This window comes from Micromonospora sp. NPDC093243, assembly GCF_044753725.1.
Taxonomy (GTDB): Bacteria; Actinomycetota; Actinomycetes; order Mycobacteriales; family Micromonosporaceae; genus Micromonospora.
In genome coordinates this window covers 147602-165064 of sequence record NZ_JBIVNT010000003.1, presented here as the reverse complement: position 1 = coordinate 165064, position 17463 = coordinate 147602, and the positions used below count along the sequence as shown (strand labels likewise).

Genomic DNA, 17463 nt, shown 5'->3' with positions numbered 1-17463 from the left:
CGCATCGTCCCGGGAGGTGACGTCGCGGTGGCGAAGTTCCTGCTGAAGTCGACCTACACCGTCGACGGGGTGAAGGGCCTGGCCGTCGACGGCGGCTCGAAGCGCGTCGAGGTGGTGCGCGCGATCGTCGAGAACGCCGGCGGGCGGGTGGAGTCGATGTACTTCGGGTTCGGCGGCCACGACACGTACGTGGTCTGCGACCTGCCGGACCACAAGACCGCGGCCGGCCTGGCCATCGCCATCCGCGCGGCCGGCGGCGTCGACACGCGGGTCGAGCCGCTGCTGACCGCCGAGGAAGTCGACATGGCGACCGAGCAGCAGGCCGGCTACCAACCGCCGGGCAGGTGAGCGCCTGACCGCCGCCGGCGGCTGCGTTGGGTCGCGGTGTCAGCGGGCGTCGGTGACCACGTGTGAGCAGGCGACGCAGGCCGAGCGTCGCGGCGGCCTGCCCGTCAGTCGGCCCGGTTGGCCGCTCCCACTCCGGGCAGCGGCCAACGGTCGTGGAAGACCGCCATCTCCACCCGGTCCGGCTCGATGCCCCTGCCGTACGCCTGCCCCGCCGCCCAGCGCAGGTAGGTGAGCCACTCCTCGGACATCCACGCGGACGAGCGGCGCACACCCGCCTCGCCGGGTAGCCGGCGCGCCACGACGCTGTCGAGAATGAGCGGCTGCGGGCCGCCCGCGCCGCGCCGGTAGCCGGCGAAGTAGAGCAGCTTCGTGAAGAAGGCCGGCCCGAGCCGGGGTAGGCGTGACTCCTTCGGGTCACGCAGGCGCTGGTACGCGGCCTGCAGGCCGTCCTCGTTCAGGGTGGGAGCCTGCAGCCCGTCGAGCGCGTGCGCGAGCCGCGTGCCGTCCGGATCGCCTTCCAGGGAGCGGGCGGTGCGCCACGGGCCGTACCCGATGGGGCCGTAACCCCACATCAGCGCGGCGGCCAGCAGCTGCCGCGCGCTCGCGTCGCCGGCGCGCCACGCCTCGGCGACCGTGAACACGTCCCGCCGCCACACGACCCCCGTCTCCGGAAACCCCGTCGGCCACGCGTTCGGTGGCAGCACGTCGCGCCATCGGCCGAGATGGACGGTCACGGGCCGGGCTCACCGGCCAGCGCGGAAGCGTTCGACTCGGTCACGGATTCCTCCTCCTGTCCGTCGACCGGCATCTCCGTCGAGATCGGAGCCGGCTGGCCGGACGCTATCGACGGGAGTGACGGCCCGCGGACCGGCAACGGCATATCGCGGTATCCACCGAGCCATGTCAACTAGGGTTGACGCTACTTGGGGTGTCAATGTAGGTTGACAGACATGACGACCGGAAGGAGTCCGGCGATGACCACGACCACCACCCTCCTCGCCGCCGCCACACCCCCCGCCCCTCGACCCGACCGGACGAGGAAACTCCTCCTTTGCGGGATCGTCGCCGGCCCGCTCTTCGTCCTGACGTTCCTGATCGACGGCGCCACCCGCGAGGGCTACGACCCGCTGCGGCACCCGGTCAGCTCCCTCGCGCTCGGAGAGCACGGCTGGACCCAGACGGTCAACTTCCTCGTGTGCGGCCTGCTCACCCTGGCCTTCGCCATCGGCGTGCGGCGAGCTGTGCGGCAGGGCCGGGCGGCGACGTGGGGGCCGCTGCTCATCGGCGTCTGGGCGGTCGGGCTGCTCGTCGCCGGGGCGTTCACCACCGACCCGGTCAGCGGCTATCCCGCCGGCACCCCGGACGCGCCGACCGCGTACACCACCAGCGGCGCCCTGCACGACGGGGCCGCACTGGTCGCGTTCCCGGCGTTGATCGTCGCGTTCTTCGTCTTCACCCGCAGGTTCGCCGGGCAGCGCCGGCGCGGGTGGGCGATCTATTCGGCCCTCACCGGCCTCACCTTCCTGGCCGGTTTCATCCTCGCCAGCGCCGGCTTCTCCCAGACCGCCGGCCTGGTCGACCTCGCCGGGCTCTACCAGCGGATCACCATTGTCATCGGCCTGCTCTGGCTGACCCTGCTCGCCGTCCACCTGCGTAGCCACCTGTCCAGTACCGCCGCGCGCGGCTCCGCGCGACGCTGACGCGGCTCTCGGCGGAGCGACACGCCGTTTCTCCACCGACGAGCACAGGACTGCGCGGACGCTCGTCGAGGGGGATCCGACCGAGCCGCCGTAGCCATTGGCTCTACGCCGGTCCAAACGACTGGTGCGGCCGGCCGCAGTGGCCAGCCGCACCAGTCGTCGAGCACCGTCCACGCCGCTGCCGCAGCGCCGTCGGTGGCGGCGCTCAGTTCCCGCTGCGGTACCGGCCCGGCACGTAGACGAGCGCGTCGCCGACGGCCCGCTCGGCCCCGCTCGGGTGGCTGACCAGCGCGCCCTCGGCGGCCATCGCGGTCGAGCCGCCACCGTCGAGGTTGATGGCGTCGGACAGGCCGAGCGCCTGGGCGACGGCGGCCGTCTCGTCCAGGGTGGTGCCGACGCTGGTGGTCTGCCGGCCGTCGATGGTGGCGAGCACGATCTTGCCGTCCCGCGTGGTGCCGGCGACGGTGCGCGGGTTGCGGGCGAAGAAGCTGTCACCGGGGGCGCCGTCGGGCACGACGATCTGCCCGTCCGCCGTCAACGGGTACCGCCCGTTCACGCCGAACAGCCCGGGCCGCAGCGGAAGCTTGCGGCCCTGCCGGTCGGTGAGCGTCGAGTCCCGGTCCACGCAGCCGCGTCCGGCCACGTCGAGCAGGGCGACGACGTCGCGCCCGGTCGCCTGCAGCGAGGTCTGGCCGGCGGCCAGGGCGGTGCCGCGGGTGGTCGCGGTGCGCACCACGCAGCCGAGCCGGTTGAGTACGACCTCCACGCCCGCGCCCGACGGGGTGGCCGAGGCGAACTCGGGGGTGAACTGCACGACGTCGCCCGGCTCGGTGCACCGGGTCTGGTCGGCGAGGGCGGCGCAGCCGGCGGGGACCACCGGCGGGTGGTTGATGTACTCCAGCGGCAGGATGGCGTCGGTCAGCCGGTTCCGGACGCTGCCCGACCAGCTGAGCTTCCCGGTCAGCGCCCGGTTGGTGTTGGCGTCGACCACGAAGTTGACCTCGGCCGGGTCGGTGGTCGGCTCGCTGAGCAGCTTCCCACCGAAGATCCCCAGCCCCACCGGGTCGCCCGGGTACTGCTGGCTGGCGGTGAAGGTGAAGAACGAGGCGTTGACGCCGGCCAGCGCGCCTGCGGAGCGTACGAGTTCGGTGGTCTTCTCGACCTGGCTGAGGTTCGGGCCGTACGTCGCCTTCAGGTGGCCCCGCGCGCGGCGCGGGTCGATGGTGAGCACGTTGACCACCCACGGGCCCCGGGTGGTCGTGTTGATCTGGTCGGCCGGCGCCGGCTCGGTGCCCCGCACGATGCGGGTCAGCGTGACGCCGGCGGCCAGGGTGCTGCCGGTGCGTACCTCGGTCAGGTCGGCGTCGCCGATCGGCAGGGTGCCGGCGGCGGCCTCGGCGCGGGCCCCGGGCACGACACCGAGCGCGACGGCGGCCAGCGCGACGGCGGTGAGCGCCCCGGCGCGGCGGAAGCCGGACAGGCCAGAGTGGGAAACAGTCATGCCCCGACCCTGGCGACGCTGGGGAACGGCATACCCGACTCCAGCTGACACTTCGGCGAATTGTGCTGCAAGAAGGGGGATCCGGGGCGGGCTCGGAGAAGTTGAGGAAAAAGATTCCCGCGCGCGGCAACATTTGCCGGCCCCCGCTCCGTTCTACCCGCGTGAAAGCCGAGGACGAGGAAGGCTTCCGGGAGTTCGTCGCCGCCCAGCTGCCGGTACTGCGGAAACTGGCGTACGTCACCTGCGGTGACTGGCACACGGCGGAGGACGCGGCGGCGACCGCTCTGGCCAAGCTGTACCCGCGATGGCCGCGGCTGGAGCGACCCGACCTGTACGCGAAGACGATGGTGGTCCGCGCCGCCATCGACGAGAAACGCCGGCCGTGGCGGCGGGAGCGCTCAGCGGGTGACGCGCTGCCCGAGCCGACGCAGCGCGACCCGACGACGGCGGTCGACGAACGGCTGCGGGTCAGGGCCGCCCTGCGGGAGATCCCGCCCCGGCAGCGCGCCGCCGTGGTCTGCCGGCACTACCTCGGCATGAGCCTTGAGGAGACGGCCAGCGTGCTCGGTTGGCACATCGGCACCGCCAAGAGCCAGACCTCCCGCGGCCTCGCCCGGCTGCGCGAGGTCCTGGCCCACGACCAGATCGACCTTGACCACACCATCGATCCAGAAAGGGAGATAACCAGTGCGCGCAGATGAACTGGTGGAGAAGGTGACCTCCGACGCGCCGTCGCCGCGGTACACGGTCGACGACATCGTGACCGCCGGACGGAAGGTGCAGCGGCGGCGCCGGGCAGGGTGGACGGTGGCCTCCGCCGCGTTCGCCGTCACCGGCGTGGTCGCGGCGGTCAGCATCGGCCTGCCCGACACCACGGTGCGCCCGAGCGCCGGGGAGCAGGCCGCCGCCGGCACGTCCCTGGCGACGGCGTCGCCGCTCACCCCGGCCGCCGGCTGGGAGTTCCCGGACGACCCGTTCCAGTACGTCTTCCAACGGTTCGACGCGGGCAAGCTGCACGTGAAGGACCCGATCGTCGTGTCGAGCGCCTACCAGATCGCCCCGCTGCACATGGACGGCCTGGTCACCAACGATCGCGCCGTCGACCCGAAGGATGTCGTCGAGCCTCAGGATGGCGCCGGCCCCAAGGGCATCTCGACGCCCGGGGACGACGCGCGGCAGCTCTACGCCTACCTGACCGTCTACCGCCCGGGCGCGTTCGACGCGGAGAAGTTCACCGGAAACCGGGTCACCGTCGACGGGCACCAGGCGATCGAGCAGGAGGGGCCGAACTACGGCGCGAACCTGCGCCGGGCGTTCGCCTGGGAGTACACCGACAACGCCTGGGCGGTGGCGGACAGCTTCGCCGAGCCGTCCGACCTTGACGCCGCCGACCTGCGTGCCCTGGTGGCCGGGCTGCGGCCCAGCGTCCCCGCGCCGGCCCGGGTGCCGTTCACCGTCGGCTACCTGCCCGCCGGCTACCACGCCGCCGAACTCGGCCAGCACGCCTACGCCGGCCTGAACGGCATCGCCGCGGCCGGCGACGGCAACTACGGCGGCGCCATCTTCGCCGCCCCGGCCCTGCCCAGCACCGGGCTCACCGAGCCGTACGGCGGCCCCGAGGGCGAGGACCCGCCCGGCAGCTTCCAGATCTTCGTCAGCCCCAACGCCAACTCGAACCAGGCGCTGAAGGACGGCGAGAAGCCGCCGGCCGAGCCGAAGTGCGGTAACGGCTTCTGCAACGCCTGGAGCCCGGACGGCAGGACCACCATCCAGGTGGACAGCGACGGCCGGCTCTCCGACGCGGAGATGACCAGGATCCTGAAGGGCATCACGCTCGCCGACGTCACCGACGAGCGCACCTGGCCGCAAGCCGCCACCGCCCTGCGGGCCGGCTGACCTGGCCGTACTGTCCTACTCCCCCTCCCCTGGGCCGGGCCCGGCGATTTCGCCGGGCCCGGCCCGCCGCCATTGACGGGGCAGTGAGTGCGGTGGATCATGCGGCGAGATGATTGCCAAAGGCAACCATTAGCAGTACGAACGTGGATGGAATCCCGGTGGCTCGCGACGCAGACCCCGTCCACCGGACTCAACAGACTTAAGGGGGGCCAATGGCACGCAGCCGGATCGCCGGTGCCGCAGCCATCTCACTCGTCCTACCGCTCCTGAGTGTCCTGCCCGCGACCGCCGCGGCGGCCGCTCCCGCCCAGCCGGCCGCGACGAACGGCCGACCCAGCGACGACACCCGCGAGCTGACCCGCAAGGACTTCACCCTCGACGGCCGCAAGGTCGAGACGCCGGCCCGCTACCAGCCGCGCGCCCAGGCGCGTTTCAAGGCCCAGGCAGCGGAGACGCCGGCGGTCGGCACCGTCCGGCAGTGGCTCGGGCTCGACGACACCCAGGGCAGCTACTACCGCAAGGACTACACGCTGCGGGGAGTCGGCGACAACATCGAGGTGTGGGTCGCCAACGACCTCGGGTTCCCGGCGAACGACTGCCGCAACCAGGTGGCCTCCTCGACGCAGATCACCGACGCGCAGGTGCAGAACTTCGTGCACGAGTTCGACACCAACATGTACCCGAAGGAGACGGCCGCGTTCAGCCGTCCGCCGGACCGCGACGGCACCAACACCCTGATCGGCCCGGACGCCGACGGCAACGGCGGGGTCTACACCGGCGGCGGCAACAAGACCGTCACCCTGATCGACAACGTCCGCGACGACAACTACTTCCAGTTCCCGGCCGCGCCGACCTACATCGCCGGCTTCTTCTCGGCGCAGCTCAACGAGCTGTTCGACCGCAACGTGATGACCATCGACGCGTTCGACTGGCTGCACCGCACCGGGGCGAACCCGCCGAACGAGCCGACCGACGACCTGTGCACCAGCCGCCCGGCCCGCCCGTTCAGCTACGAGGGCACCTTCGCCCACGAGTGGCAGCACCTGGCGCACTACTACACCGACCCGTTCGAGGGAACCTGGCTCAACGAAGGTCTCTCCGACTTCGCCCAGACGCTGACCGGCTACGTCGACACCACGGCGACCGTCTTCGACCGGGGCGCCGACGGTCACCTCTACTGCTACCAGGGCTTCGGCACCGTGCAGACGCCGTACAACGCCAACCCGCGCGACTGCGGCGGCCCGGAGAACTCACTGAACCTCTGGGACGAGAGCCCCAACGCGAACGCGGTGCTCGCCGACTACGGCAACGCGTACTCGTTCATCCAGTTCCTCTACGACCGGTACGGCACGGACATCGTCCACCGCCTGCACAACGACGGTGACCTGCAGGGCCTGGCCAGCCTGGGCGCGGCGTTGAAGGCCGAGGGCGCCAAGGACATGTACCAGGTCATCCACGACTACCAGACGATGACACTGGTCGACAAGATCGTCGGGGACAACCGGCACGGCATCGTGCTCGGCGTACCGAAGAGCCGGGTGACCACCAAGAGCCTGCGCTCCACGGTCAACCTGGCCAACCCGGCCGCCAACGCCACCCCGGGCGCGGCGCCGAACGGCGCCGACTACGTGCCGCTGCAGAAGGCCGACGGACAGCTGCTGCGCGGCCGTGACCTGCGCTCGCTGTCGTTCCAGGGCGGCAAGACCCTGCCGGCGCTGCCGCTGGCCTGGACCGTGGTGAACAACGACCCGGACCGCGCGGGCAACCCGGTCCTGTTCTCCGGCAACGACAACAACACCGACGCGGGCGCCGTCACCACGCTCACCGTGCCGACGACCGACCCGACGCTGCGCTTCGTCGCCAAGTACGGCGCGGAACTCGGCTTCGACTACGGCTACGTCACCGTGTCCACCGACGGCGGCGCCACCTACACCGCCATCCCGGGTGACAAGACCACCGACGGCCCGCTCGGCCCTGCGGTCAACGGCACCACCAACGGGTTCGAGGCGCACAGCTACGACCTGTCCGCGTACGCCGGCAAGTCCGTCCTGCTCGGCTTCCGCTACGTCAGCGACGGCGGCGTCAACGAGGGCGGCTGGCTCATCGACGACATCACCGTCGGCGGCACCACGATCAGCGACGGCAGCAGCCTCACCCCGTTCGACTCGCCCACCGAGATCAAGCCAGTCAGCGTCCACAACTGGAACGTGCGCCTGATCGGCCTCGACGAGAAGCACTCGCTCGCCTGGCAGTTCGAGTTCGACGGCAAGTCGAGCGTGACCCTCAACCGGGCGCAGCTGGCCCTGCTGAGCGTCTTCCCGAAGGTCGTCGCCGTGGTCGCCTACGACGAGCCGACCGAGCAGGTCAGCCAGTACGCGCCGTACACCCTGAAGGTCAACGGGGTGGCCCAGCCGGGCGGCACCTCCTGACCTGAGCCGATATGACCGCCAGGGCACCTGTCACCGCACCGGGGGGCAGGTGCCCTGGCCCTTTTCCTGCCAGCGGACCTCGCGCCGGCCCAGTCAGCCGGCGATGTCCTCAACCGTCGCCGCATTGTCCGGCTTGCGTCCGCGAGTCGTTATCCGCGCGGTGAGTGTGACGCGGTGCGACGGCTGAACGCCGTACCAACGGAATGCCGATTATGGTGCCAGCTCGCAGCCTCCGGGACGATCGCCACCGCGTCCGTATGGAGCGAACGCGATGCGCAGCCCGTCAGCCCTGGATCCAGCGGACCCGGATCTCCAAGATGTTCGTCGGCCTGGTCCGGGAGTTGGTGCCATCCACCAGGGCGAGCTTGTCCGGGTCGAAAGTACCGACCCACATACCCAACGTCAGGTCGCAGAGGTATTGGTCTAGTCCGATGGCCGCATGTCGTACGTCCCCGTGGCGCACCGTGAACGTCCGCTGGCCGCTGTGGCAGCGCTCCGTGCAGACAGCGTGCAGCAACTTCCCCGGCACTACGAGCACCTCGCCTGACTTCGGGACCAACCAGTAGGCGGCGGTGGGATTGACGGCGAGCAAGTCACGCAGTTGTCTCGCCTCAATCCGCCAACTGTCGAACTGTCCGCTTGGACGGGTGAAGAGGTTGCTCTTCTTTACCTGAACAACATCACCGAACCGGATGTGCAGCTCACCACCGACGCTGGCGGTAACCACGATCCCGAGGTCCGCACCGATTCGCCGTTCCTCGGCTTTCGGTACTGTCCGCTGCGCTAGGGCGATGGACGGTTGGTGGGTGCCGCCGCCCAGAGCCGTCAGGGTGTGGGAGAGTTCACCTAGGTGACGTTCGAGCAGCCCCAACAGCCGTTGCGTGAGCCCTTCCTCCTCGGCGGCTCCTTGCGTGTCGACCACCGCGGCGAAGTCCCGGAGGGCAGCCTTTGTGCCACCTCGTACCAGGTCCTCCAGATCCGTATCACCGAGCCAGGTGGCTGCCGGCCCGGCCAAGGGTCGCGGAAAGACGTCCCGCCGACGGTCCACTTGCGACGCGAGGACATTCACTGCCCGTATCTCGGTGTCCTCGTGGCCGCCGTCGAGGCGCGCCTGAATTCCGCAGGCGCGGAGACCGACACGGGGCAGGGGACTTGCGGCCGCCTCGGCGAGCGCGGCCACGACGCGCGGATGATCCTCCACGAGCCAGGTGGTGATAACGATGTCACGATCGCCGATCTCCGGTCCGACAAGGAGTAGCCAAGGCAGAAACCGCGCCCAGCTCTCGGCGTTGTCGCGGGCGAAGCGTTCGATCCTTCGGAGCACGCCGTCGCGCTCGACCCGCGGGTCATGGCCTAGGTGCGCAAGAAGCGTCAGGTTCCGCCACAGGTCGATCTCGGCCTGCGCGGAGGGCGCCTGTGCGGCGAAGTCGTAGTGGCGGGTAACTCCGGCGGGGTGTCGGGATTTTTGTCCGAGCTGACGCAGCGTCTCTTGGGCAGCCCGGATGCCGATGGAGATCCGGGCCGCCGTCAGCCGCTCCAAGGCGAGCTGGCGGGCAGGCTCATCGCGTTCGAGGAGCGCCTCGATCGTGTATGGCGGGCCACTGGCAGCCAGGATCTTGGAGGATGCGCACTCCCGTAGAAGCCACTGGTCGACCTCCGTGGCGTGGGCACCGACCAGGTGCGTGAACATCGATCTATCCGGTGTGTGTGGAGTCCAGCGGTGGCCGGCGACGACCGGGCAGCGGGGACTGCACTCCTCCGAGTCCGACACGAACCAAGCCTAGGGCAAGGTCCTACGACCTCATGTGCCTACTTCGGTCCGGCTCGGCAGTCAGAAGGGTTTACCCTCGTCGCAGGACGAGCGTGACGGGGCTCGGGCTATACGCAGCTAACTTCCCTACTGGTCTGTGGCATTGGGTCGTCCACCTTGCACGAGCCCTTTCAAACCCCGACCGCGCTTTTCGACACCATTCCGTTCGGCTTATAGCCGCCATGCGGGGCCCGGAGTGAGGTCTGGGCCACTGGCTCCGGCGGGGGCCACTGATCAAGCATGGTGGCGACGAAGTGTTGCGGCTTCACGCATGGCCGAGTCCGCAAAGTACTGCACGTGTCTCAACACTTGGGCAGGTGGTTGGCGCAGGTTGAGAGGGCGGTAGCCGACGGTAATGCCGGAGTTGCGGACGCGCCACGTCGTAGGCGGCTCGCTACCTTCGGCGTAGATGATCCATCCGATGCGGAGATTCAGCGCAGTGCAGTAGGCGAGCATCTGGTACACGTCGGGGTTGGTGGGCTTTCCCGCACCCGGTTCGATTTTGTACTTGGCGTCGAACACCGCCGCAGGTTGCCCGTTGATGACGTGTAGGACGTCGGGCTCAATTCGGATGGCTCGCCCTTCATCGAGGGTGTCCTTGCCCGGGGTTTCGGTGTTGCCGGGGTAGGACGACAGGGCCTCGCGCAACGCGGCCCCGATGAACGCTTCGAAGACCTTTTCCATGTTGACCACGAACGCTGCGATCGTGTGGGAGCCGGCGCCCGGGTCGGCGGAGCAGTATTGCAGGATCAGCTCGCTGAGGTGGAGCGCCGGTGCGTACCGGGCGTTGAGCCGGCTGTTGTGCCACCTGGGCGGCGGGGTGCCTGGTGGCAGCACGGTCACGCCGGCCAGGCGTGCGTCCAGCTCGGCCAGGTCGATCTGGTCGGCGGGCCTGAGCCGCGGCACGGCGAGCATTCGCCGTACGGCGGTGCGCAAGATTTGGTTCTCTGGGATGTCGGAGCCGTAGTCGTCGTACTGCACCTCGATGGGCAGCGGTATGCCGGGGCGGCCGGCGAGATGGTCGCCGAACCGGACCCGTCCGCGGACGAGGGGCAGGGCGTCGTCGACGGTGGCGTATCCGCGCAGCGGCCCCGAGGCGAGCGCCCGACGGGTTTGGCGGATCAGCGACGTAGCCAGCGCGGGCCACAGGCCTGCCGTCGGGATGCCGGCCACGTCTTCGGGGCGGAATCCCGGGTGGGTCGCATAGCCGAGGAAGAAGAGCATGTTGGCAACACCGACTTTTGGCATTACCTCGATCTCGATGTTTCCGATCCGGATCGCACCAACCTTGCGGCCAGCCTTGATTTTCCATTGACCACCGGCCGCGCGGCGCACCCTCACGAGGTCGGCAGCGCGTAGTGCGGCCACTTGGTTGTCGTCCAGCGCCATTACCACCTCTGTAGTCCCCACCTCCGTGAGGACGACTGGTTCCGGGGCGCCGATTGAGTTCACGCCTCGCCCGCGGCCGCGTTGGCAACGTCCGGCACCGGCAAGGTGTATCCGGCGTTGCTGCCGTCACCACCTTGCGCACCGTTAGGCACTCCGGCGCTCGTGATCAGTCGGATGGCTGGGAGGCCGAACTTGCTGCGGACGGCTGCGCGTGACAGGCGCCCCGCGTAGTGCTCCTCGAGTAGAGGCAGCAGGTCATGGTCCCAGACACGGCCAAGTCCGTCGTCGTGGTCTGCGCCTGGTCGCATCAAGTAGGACGGGCCGATCTTGAAGTCGTGGTCCGCGTCCCCAATCGCCTCGTTAAGGGCACGCAGCAGCGCCGGGCGTGCATCATCGGCCTTGCCCTGCTTCTTCAGCCACTCGTCCAGCACCGATCTGACTGGTTCGTCGTCGGGATGCAGTTCGACGAACGCGAAGCGGCGCCGGATGGCCGCATCAACCAGGGCGATCGACCGGTCGGCGGTGTTCATGGTGCCGATGAGCAAGACGTTGGGCGGCAGGTTGAATGCCTCCGCCGGCGAGTATTGGAGGCGGACGGTGGCCTGCCGGTATTCCAGGAGGAAGTACAGTTCCCCGAAGACCTTGGCTAGATTTGCCCGGTTGATCTCGTCGATGATCAGGACGTATGGCTTGGCCGGGTCCGCCTTGGCTGCCGCGGCAATCTCTCGCAGTGGTCCGGGGACTTTAGCGAAGCCCACGGCTCCACCGTCTCTGCCCTCGACTGGCCGGAATCCCTCGAAGAAGTCTTCGTAGGCGTAGGAGGGATGGAACTGAACCAGGCGAACGGCTTCCCGGTCAGCGATGTGTCTGGCGATGGCTTGGGCGATGAACGTTTTGCCGGTGCCGGGTGGGCCGAAGAGCACCACCTGGGAGCGCTCGTGCCACAGATCCAGCAGGTCCTGCAACCAACGTCGAGGCAGGTGCAGGCGATCAGCGAGTTCGTCGGTGGCGGCCGCCAGCGGAGGCACCTGCCCCAGCTCCGGTCCACGCCTATCATCGTCCACGCCCGGGTCTGCAGGCTCGACCACCTTCTCGATCAGCCCGGTGAGTACTTCCAGGGCGCCAGTCAGATCGACGACGGTGCCCTGTTGATCCAGTTCGGCGGGCAGCGGTGCTGGAAGGGTGTCCACCGTGAGGGCGTCGATCGCCAACCACTGCACCGGCCTGCGCAGCCAAACCCCGTCGCCATCCGAGAAATATTCCGGGTCACCATCGATCACTCCGAGGTGGAGCCGGTCGCTCACCACCGTCGCCACGATGTCCTCGACGTTCATCAACGACAGGAAAGCGTGGTACTCCGTGGCGAGCACCAGCCGAGCGGCGTAATCCAGATGCCCGAAACCAGCATCCACGGCAGCCCGGACATCGGGCCGCTCGGCGCTCGCCGGCACCTCGCCAAGATGCGTGGCTGCGAGCCAGACCGCCCGGTCGTGTCTCCAGGCGTCGAGCGTGTCGTCGGCTCCCCTCGGCCGGACGAGCCAGGCACGCCGCCCCTGCGGGGGCGACTTCCATTGGCTGGCGAACGGCGGTCGATAGAAATCAACCCGCTCCCCGCCGACCTGCTCCTGCACCCGGACGGTGATCTGGAACAGGTCGCGATTGAGGTCAGTCGTGGGCCCCACGTCGGCGCTTGGGGCGAACGCGTCGCGAATTGCCCGCTTGTGGTCGACGTTGACGATCGGCAGGAAGTGCGTCGGAAACCCGAGGTAGAGCAGTGTCTCCCGAAGCGACGCCATCAGCTTCTTCGCGTACACGACCTCCTGCCACACCCAGGGATCAACCAGCGCCGAGGCTCGCCGATTATCGGAAAGCGCCCACCATCCCAGGAGGAACTCGATGGCGTCGGCGAGCCACTTCCACAGCATCGTGTGTGCCCCGATGCCGCCATTCCACGTGTACTGCCGGAAAGCGGCCAGGACCGCCTCTGGCACCGTCGCGGGCGTACGCATCCACGCCAGCACGGACTCGACGCGCCTCTGCTTCATTGCCGCGGTCAGGTTGCGTAGCGGTAGCGCCTGCAGCGTTAGCAGTTCCACAGCTAACAGCTTTGCCCCATCGGACGCGCCGTCAAGTTGCCGTTGCAGCTTGACCATGAACGGGTCGGAGCCGTCGTCGGGGCGCTCGTTGTAGACGCGGAACAGCTCAGCCGCAGCCGCCTGCGTCCACACCGACCTGCCGGGAAGGAACAATGATCCGGCCTCACCAAGCCCTACGTCGATGAACTCGCGGCCAACAGACCGCACCATGTCGTCGGCACGCGAAGGAATGATCGCCTTGTCATCCACACCCGACCTCGTCTCGATCATGAGCGGCTACCCAGCCCGCGGCCAACGGCCGTCTAATCACGTCCGAAGTAACCTACCGACGCAGCTACGCCGCACCACAGACCCGAACGGACCAAAATGCGCGCAAGCTGTGTTTGCAGCTGGGTCCGACCATCGTGGTGCTGCCGGCATTGGTGGTATGGCGGCGAGTTCTTGGCTGGCAGGCGCCTGGGCTGGGTGGGCGGGGGTAGAGCAGGTCGACTGAATCGCTGACTTCTACCCGTGACCTTCCACAAATGCGTTTTGCCTCACATCAAGTCATTGAAGTGGAGGTTAGAACGCCAGTTCGTGGCAGCCAGGCCGCCGCTACCTCGGCCTCGACATCTCGCCAAATCCCGCCTCACCCTCATCACCACTGACACGAAGGAGACCATCGACACCAACGACCTACCAGCCCTCAGCGCCTAACAACAATGAAGAATCACGCTCAACCGCAAACACCGAGTCCGCCACAGCGCCTCGATGGCCGCCCGAGTTCAGGTCCGCCACCACTGTGGCGATCACTCGCTCCACTTCCATGGCGGGCGTTACGTCCAGCCCAGCAACCATCATCCTCACTTCCCCACAAGGCGTATCGGGAACATTACCGGCATCTCTTCTTCCGGCGGGACCCCTCGCGATCGCCCGTCTAGGTGTGCCCGCCTAGCCTCTCTGCCGTGTCAACAACCTGTCGAGTGGATACCGCCGCCGGGTAGCCAGCTGCGGCAGTGACGGTTTTGCGCAGGTGGAGGCCCAGAGGCCGAAATATCTGGAGCAAGCGCGATGGCCGCCCAGTAGCGCAGGTGCCAGGGCAACCCCTGCAGCGACATGAAGCCCTGCTGTCGGCGACCCGACAGACGGATTTGGCCGGGCTTTCGAGGTCCGCAACTTATCGGCGGCGCCAGCTACGTTGCCAGGGTGACGGATCTTGCGCGAGGCATCTACGACCATCTGATCACCCGGAAGCTGGCCGAACAGCTTCAGCGCCTCGACCCCGCCCTGGTCGATCGCACGAAGCTCGACCCCGCCGACACCCACGAGGCGCTCGCCCGCCACATCGCCGCCCTAGCCCGTCGCGTCCTGCAAGCCGTACCGAACGGTGACGACAAGCTTGCCCGCCAGGTCGGGTTGGCCAACTGCATCGCCGACAACATCGCCGCGCTCATCCCGACCACGGACGGTATACAGGACCAAATCGCCGATGCCAAGCACCTGCTGTCCGCCGTCGCCGGCCCGCCGATCGCACCCGCGCAGCCCGTCTTCCCGGCGCGCCCCACCACCCCGCTCTCCATCGGTGCCCTCCTGGTGAACGGCAAGCACCAGCCGCGGATCGGCCACGAGGTCACCCACGAGATGGCGTCCGCCGACCAGGTCGACCTGCTTTGTGCGTTCATCAAGTGGCACGGCCTGCGCATCGTTGAGCCGGCAATCCGAGACCTGATCGCCCGTGGCTGTCGCCTTCGCGTGATCACCACGACGTACATGGGCGCGACCGATCAGCGGGCCCTCGACCGGCTCGCCGAGCTGGGCGCTGACATCAAGGTGTCCTACGAGACCAGGACCACCCGACTGCACGCTAAGGCATGGTTGTTCCGCCGCAACAACGGCACCAGCACCGCCTACGTTGGCTCATCTAACCTGTCGAGGACCGCGCTGGTCGATGGCGTTGAGTGGAACGTCCGCATCTCGAACATGGAGCAGCCGTACGTCATCGACACCTTCACGGCAACCTTCGAGGACTACTGGAACTATCCGGCGTTCGAGGACTACGACCCGGCCCGTGATGCAGAACGACTCCGGCACGCCCTCGGCGGGGAGCGCCCGGGTGAGGGGCCGACGGAGATCTCGAACCTGGATGTGCGGCCGTACGGCTATCAGGCAGAGATCCTGGCCGACTTGGACGCCGAGCGAAAGGTGCACGGGCGGCACCGCAACCTCGTGGTGATGGCCACCGGCACCGGCAAGACCGTGGTCGCCGCCCTGGACTACCGGCGGCTGCACCGCGCAGGCACGGTCGACTCGCTGCTCTTCGTCGCTCATCAGGAGCAGATCCTGCGGCAGAGTCTGTCGACGTTCCGGCAGGTGATGGGGGATGGCAGCTTCGGGGAGACGCTGGTGGGTGGCCGAGAGCCGCAGCAGTGGAAGCACGTCTTCGCCTCAATCCAGTCGCTGCACCGTCGGGAGATCGACCCCGAGGCGTACGACATGGTGATCGTGGACGAGTTCCATCACGCGGAGGCGCCGACGTACGCCCGGTTGTTGGAGCGACTACGGCCCCGCGTACTGCTGGGGCTGACCGCGACTCCCGACCGGGCCGACGGCGGCGATGTGCGCCGGTGGTTCGACGGCCGCGCTGCTGTGGAGCTGCATCTGTGGGAAGCGTTGGAGCGGCAGTTGCTGGCGCCGTTCCAGTACTTCGGGCTGCACGACGACGTGGACCTGTCGCAGCTGCGGTGGAAGCGCGGGCAGGGGTACGACCCGACGGAGCTGGACATTCTCTACACCGGCAATGATGCGCGGGCGCGGGCGGTGCTGCGGGCGGCTCGGGACCTGGTCGACGTGTCGCGGATGCGAGCGTTGGGCTTCTGCGTGAGCATCGGGCACGCCGAGTTCATGGCGGACTGGTTCACTCGGCACGGCGTACCGTCGGCGGCGGCGACCTCCCGGGTCGACCCCGCCGGCCGGCAAGCCCTCATCAAAGACTTCAAGACCGGCGCGCTACGGGTGCTCTTCACGGTGGACCTGTTCAACGAGGGTGTCGACCTGCCGATGGTCGACACGATCCTGATGCTGCGGCCCACCGAGAGCGCAACCATCTTCCTCCAGCAGCTCGGCCGTGGGCTGCGTCTGGACGACGACAAGGCCTGCCTGACCGTGCTCGACTTCATCGGCGGGCAGCACGCCAATTTCCGCTTCGACCTGCGGTGGCGGGCGCTGACCGGGGTGAGCCGACGGGCGATCAAGGAAGCCGTCGAGCAGGACTTCCCGATGCTGCCGAGCGGCTGCCACGTCCAGTTGGACCGGGTGGCCAAGGAGGTTGTGCTCGCCAACCTGAAGTCGGCGCTGCCGACGTCGAAGCCGGGCCTGGTCGCCGAGTTGCGGCAGCTCGGCGACCTCAATCTCGCAGAGTACCTGCGGGAGACCGGCCTAGAGGTCGAGGACGTGTACCGATCGGCGAGCGTCGGCGGGTGGACCGGGCTGCGGCGGCTCGCCGGCCTGGACCCCTCGACGCCCGGGCCGGACGACCGCGAGCTGAGCCGGGCCATCGGGCGGATGCTGCACCTTGACGACCTCGACCGGTTGAACCTGCTGGCCCGAGTCGCGGCGGGTGAGCGGCCGGACGCCGGGCGGCTGTGGGATATGCTGCACTTCGACCTGTGGGGGCCGAACGCGCCGTTGACCTCCCGGAACGAACGGCTGGCCCGGCTCTGGGCCGACCCGGCGCGTTGCGCCGAGCTGCGGCAGGTGGCCGAGGTGCTGCGCGATCGCATCCACCGGGTCACCGAGGCCGTGGGGCAGAAGGACGTGCCGTTGCAGGTCCACGCCCGGTACAGCCGCAACGAGGCGTGCGCGGCGTTCGGGATGCCGAACCCCGGGTCGCTGCGCGAGGGCGTGAAGTGGCTGCCGGACGCCCGGGCCGACCTGTTCTTCGTCACCCTGGTCAAGTCCGAGACGCATTACTCCCCCACCACGATGTACGCCGACCGGGCCATCACCGACACGCTCTTCCAGTGGGAGTCGCAAAGCACCACGTCGGCTGCCTCGGCGACTGGGCAGCGCTACATCCACCACGCGGAACGCGAGTCGACGGTGCACCTGTTCATCCGGGAGACCAAGGTCGCCGACCGTGACCTGGGTGCACCGGCCTACCTCTATGCCGGCCCCATGACGTACGAGTCGCACACCGGCGACCGCCCGATGCGCATCCTGTGGCGGATGCAGCACGCGCTACCCGCCGACATGTACGCCGCCGCCCGGGCTATCGCCGCCTGAGCGCGGTGCAGGAGATATGGGCCTGCTGACCTCG

Annotated in this window: 11 protein-coding genes; 6 read left to right on the top strand and 5 right to left on the bottom strand. The window is 68.8% G+C overall.

All coding sequences use genetic code 11. The features are described 5' to 3' along the window. Positions 1 to 27: 27 nt before the first annotated feature. A complete protein-coding gene (locus tag ACIP9D_RS10355) occupies positions 28 to 348 on the top strand; it encodes a GYD domain-containing protein (RefSeq protein WP_350869086.1) in 321 nt (106 codons plus the stop codon). A gap of 104 nt (positions 349 to 452) precedes the next feature. Here ACIP9D_RS10355 and ACIP9D_RS10350 read toward each other — a convergent pair whose 3' ends face one another. Then, the gene (locus ACIP9D_RS10350) at positions 453 to 1082 is read right to left on the bottom strand and encodes a hypothetical protein (protein ID WP_350869084.1); all 630 of its coding nucleotides are present in this window, start codon (positions 1080 to 1082) and stop codon (positions 453 to 455) included. Between the two features lie 240 nt (positions 1083 to 1322). Here ACIP9D_RS10350 and ACIP9D_RS10345 point away from each other — a divergent pair, with 240 nt between their 5' ends. Beyond that, positions 1323 to 2048 carry a DUF998 domain-containing protein gene (locus ACIP9D_RS10345; protein ID WP_350869081.1) on the top strand — a complete coding sequence of 242 codons (726 nt, stop codon included), beginning with the start codon at positions 1323 to 1325 and terminating at the stop codon, positions 2046 to 2048. Between the two features lie 205 nt (positions 2049 to 2253). Here ACIP9D_RS10345 and ACIP9D_RS10340 read toward each other — a convergent pair whose 3' ends face one another. Further along, positions 2254 to 3549 carry a phosphodiester glycosidase family protein gene (locus tag ACIP9D_RS10340; RefSeq protein WP_350869079.1) on the bottom strand — a complete coding sequence of 432 codons (1296 nt, stop codon included), beginning with the start codon at positions 3547 to 3549 and terminating at the stop codon, positions 2254 to 2256. 161 nt (positions 3550 to 3710) lie between these two features. Between ACIP9D_RS10340 and ACIP9D_RS10335 the strand changes: the two genes are divergently transcribed. From ACIP9D_RS10335 to ACIP9D_RS10325, 3 genes are all read left to right on the top strand, one after another. Then, a complete protein-coding gene (locus tag ACIP9D_RS10335) occupies positions 3711 to 4250 on the top strand; it encodes a SigE family RNA polymerase sigma factor (RefSeq protein ID WP_350869077.1) in 540 nt (179 codons plus the stop codon). Continuing rightward, positions 4237 to 5445 carry a hypothetical protein gene (locus ACIP9D_RS10330; RefSeq protein ID WP_350869076.1) on the top strand — a complete coding sequence of 403 codons (1209 nt, stop codon included), beginning with the start codon at positions 4237 to 4239 and terminating at the stop codon, positions 5443 to 5445. Before ACIP9D_RS10335 ends, ACIP9D_RS10330 begins: the two co-directional genes overlap by 14 nt. A 212-nt stretch (positions 5446 to 5657) precedes the next feature. Then, the gene (locus ACIP9D_RS10325; RefSeq protein WP_350869074.1) at positions 5658 to 7874 is read left to right on the top strand and encodes a choice-of-anchor J domain-containing protein; all 2217 of its coding nucleotides are present in this window, start codon (positions 5658 to 5660) and stop codon (positions 7872 to 7874) included. Between the two features lie 283 nt (positions 7875 to 8157). On the opposite strand, the gene ACIP9D_RS10320 is transcribed toward ACIP9D_RS10325, so the two are convergent. From ACIP9D_RS10320 to ACIP9D_RS10310, 3 genes are all read right to left on the bottom strand, one after another. Beyond that, entirely contained in the window at positions 8158 to 9564 is a 1407-nt protein-coding gene (locus ACIP9D_RS10320; protein WP_350869072.1) for a hypothetical protein, read from the bottom strand. Positions 9565 to 9918: 354 nt separating this feature from the next. Continuing rightward, positions 9919 to 11073: a 5-methylcytosine restriction system specificity protein McrC gene (locus tag ACIP9D_RS10315; RefSeq protein ID WP_350869070.1), complete on the bottom strand. Its 1155-nt coding sequence runs from the start codon at positions 11071 to 11073 to the stop codon at positions 9919 to 9921. A gap of 59 nt (positions 11074 to 11132) precedes the next feature. Beyond that, a complete protein-coding gene (locus ACIP9D_RS10310; protein WP_350869068.1) occupies positions 11133 to 13439 on the bottom strand; it encodes an AAA family ATPase in 2307 nt (768 codons plus the stop codon). 915 nt (positions 13440 to 14354) lie between these two features. Between ACIP9D_RS10310 and ACIP9D_RS10305 the strand changes: the two genes are divergently transcribed. Beyond that, positions 14355 to 17429, top strand: a complete 3075-nt coding sequence (locus ACIP9D_RS10305) for a DUF3427 domain-containing protein (protein ID WP_350869066.1) — start codon at positions 14355 to 14357, stop codon at positions 17427 to 17429. Positions 17430 to 17463 lie beyond the last annotated feature (34 nt).

Excerpts from the sequence above, each read along its gene's own strand:
- ACIP9D_RS10320 (WP_350869072.1), bottom strand. The coding sequence starts at position 9,564 with ATGTTCACGCACCTGGTCGGTGCCCACGCCACGGAGGTCGACCAGTGG.
- ACIP9D_RS10340 (WP_350869079.1), bottom strand. The coding sequence starts at position 3,549 with ATGACTGTTTCCCACTCTGGCCTGTCCGGCTTCCGCCGCGCCGGGGCG.
- ACIP9D_RS10315 (WP_350869070.1), bottom strand. The coding sequence starts at position 11,073 with ATGGCGCTGGACGACAACCAAGTGGCCGCACTACGCGCTGCCGACCTC.
- ACIP9D_RS10325 (WP_350869074.1), top strand. The coding sequence starts at position 5,658 with ATGGCACGCAGCCGGATCGCCGGTGCCGCAGCCATCTCACTCGTCCTA.
- ACIP9D_RS10310 (WP_350869068.1), bottom strand. The coding sequence starts at position 13,439 with ATGATCGAGACGAGGTCGGGTGTGGATGACAAGGCGATCATTCCTTCG.
- ACIP9D_RS10345 (WP_350869081.1), top strand. The coding sequence starts at position 1,323 with ATGACCACGACCACCACCCTCCTCGCCGCCGCCACACCCCCCGCCCCT.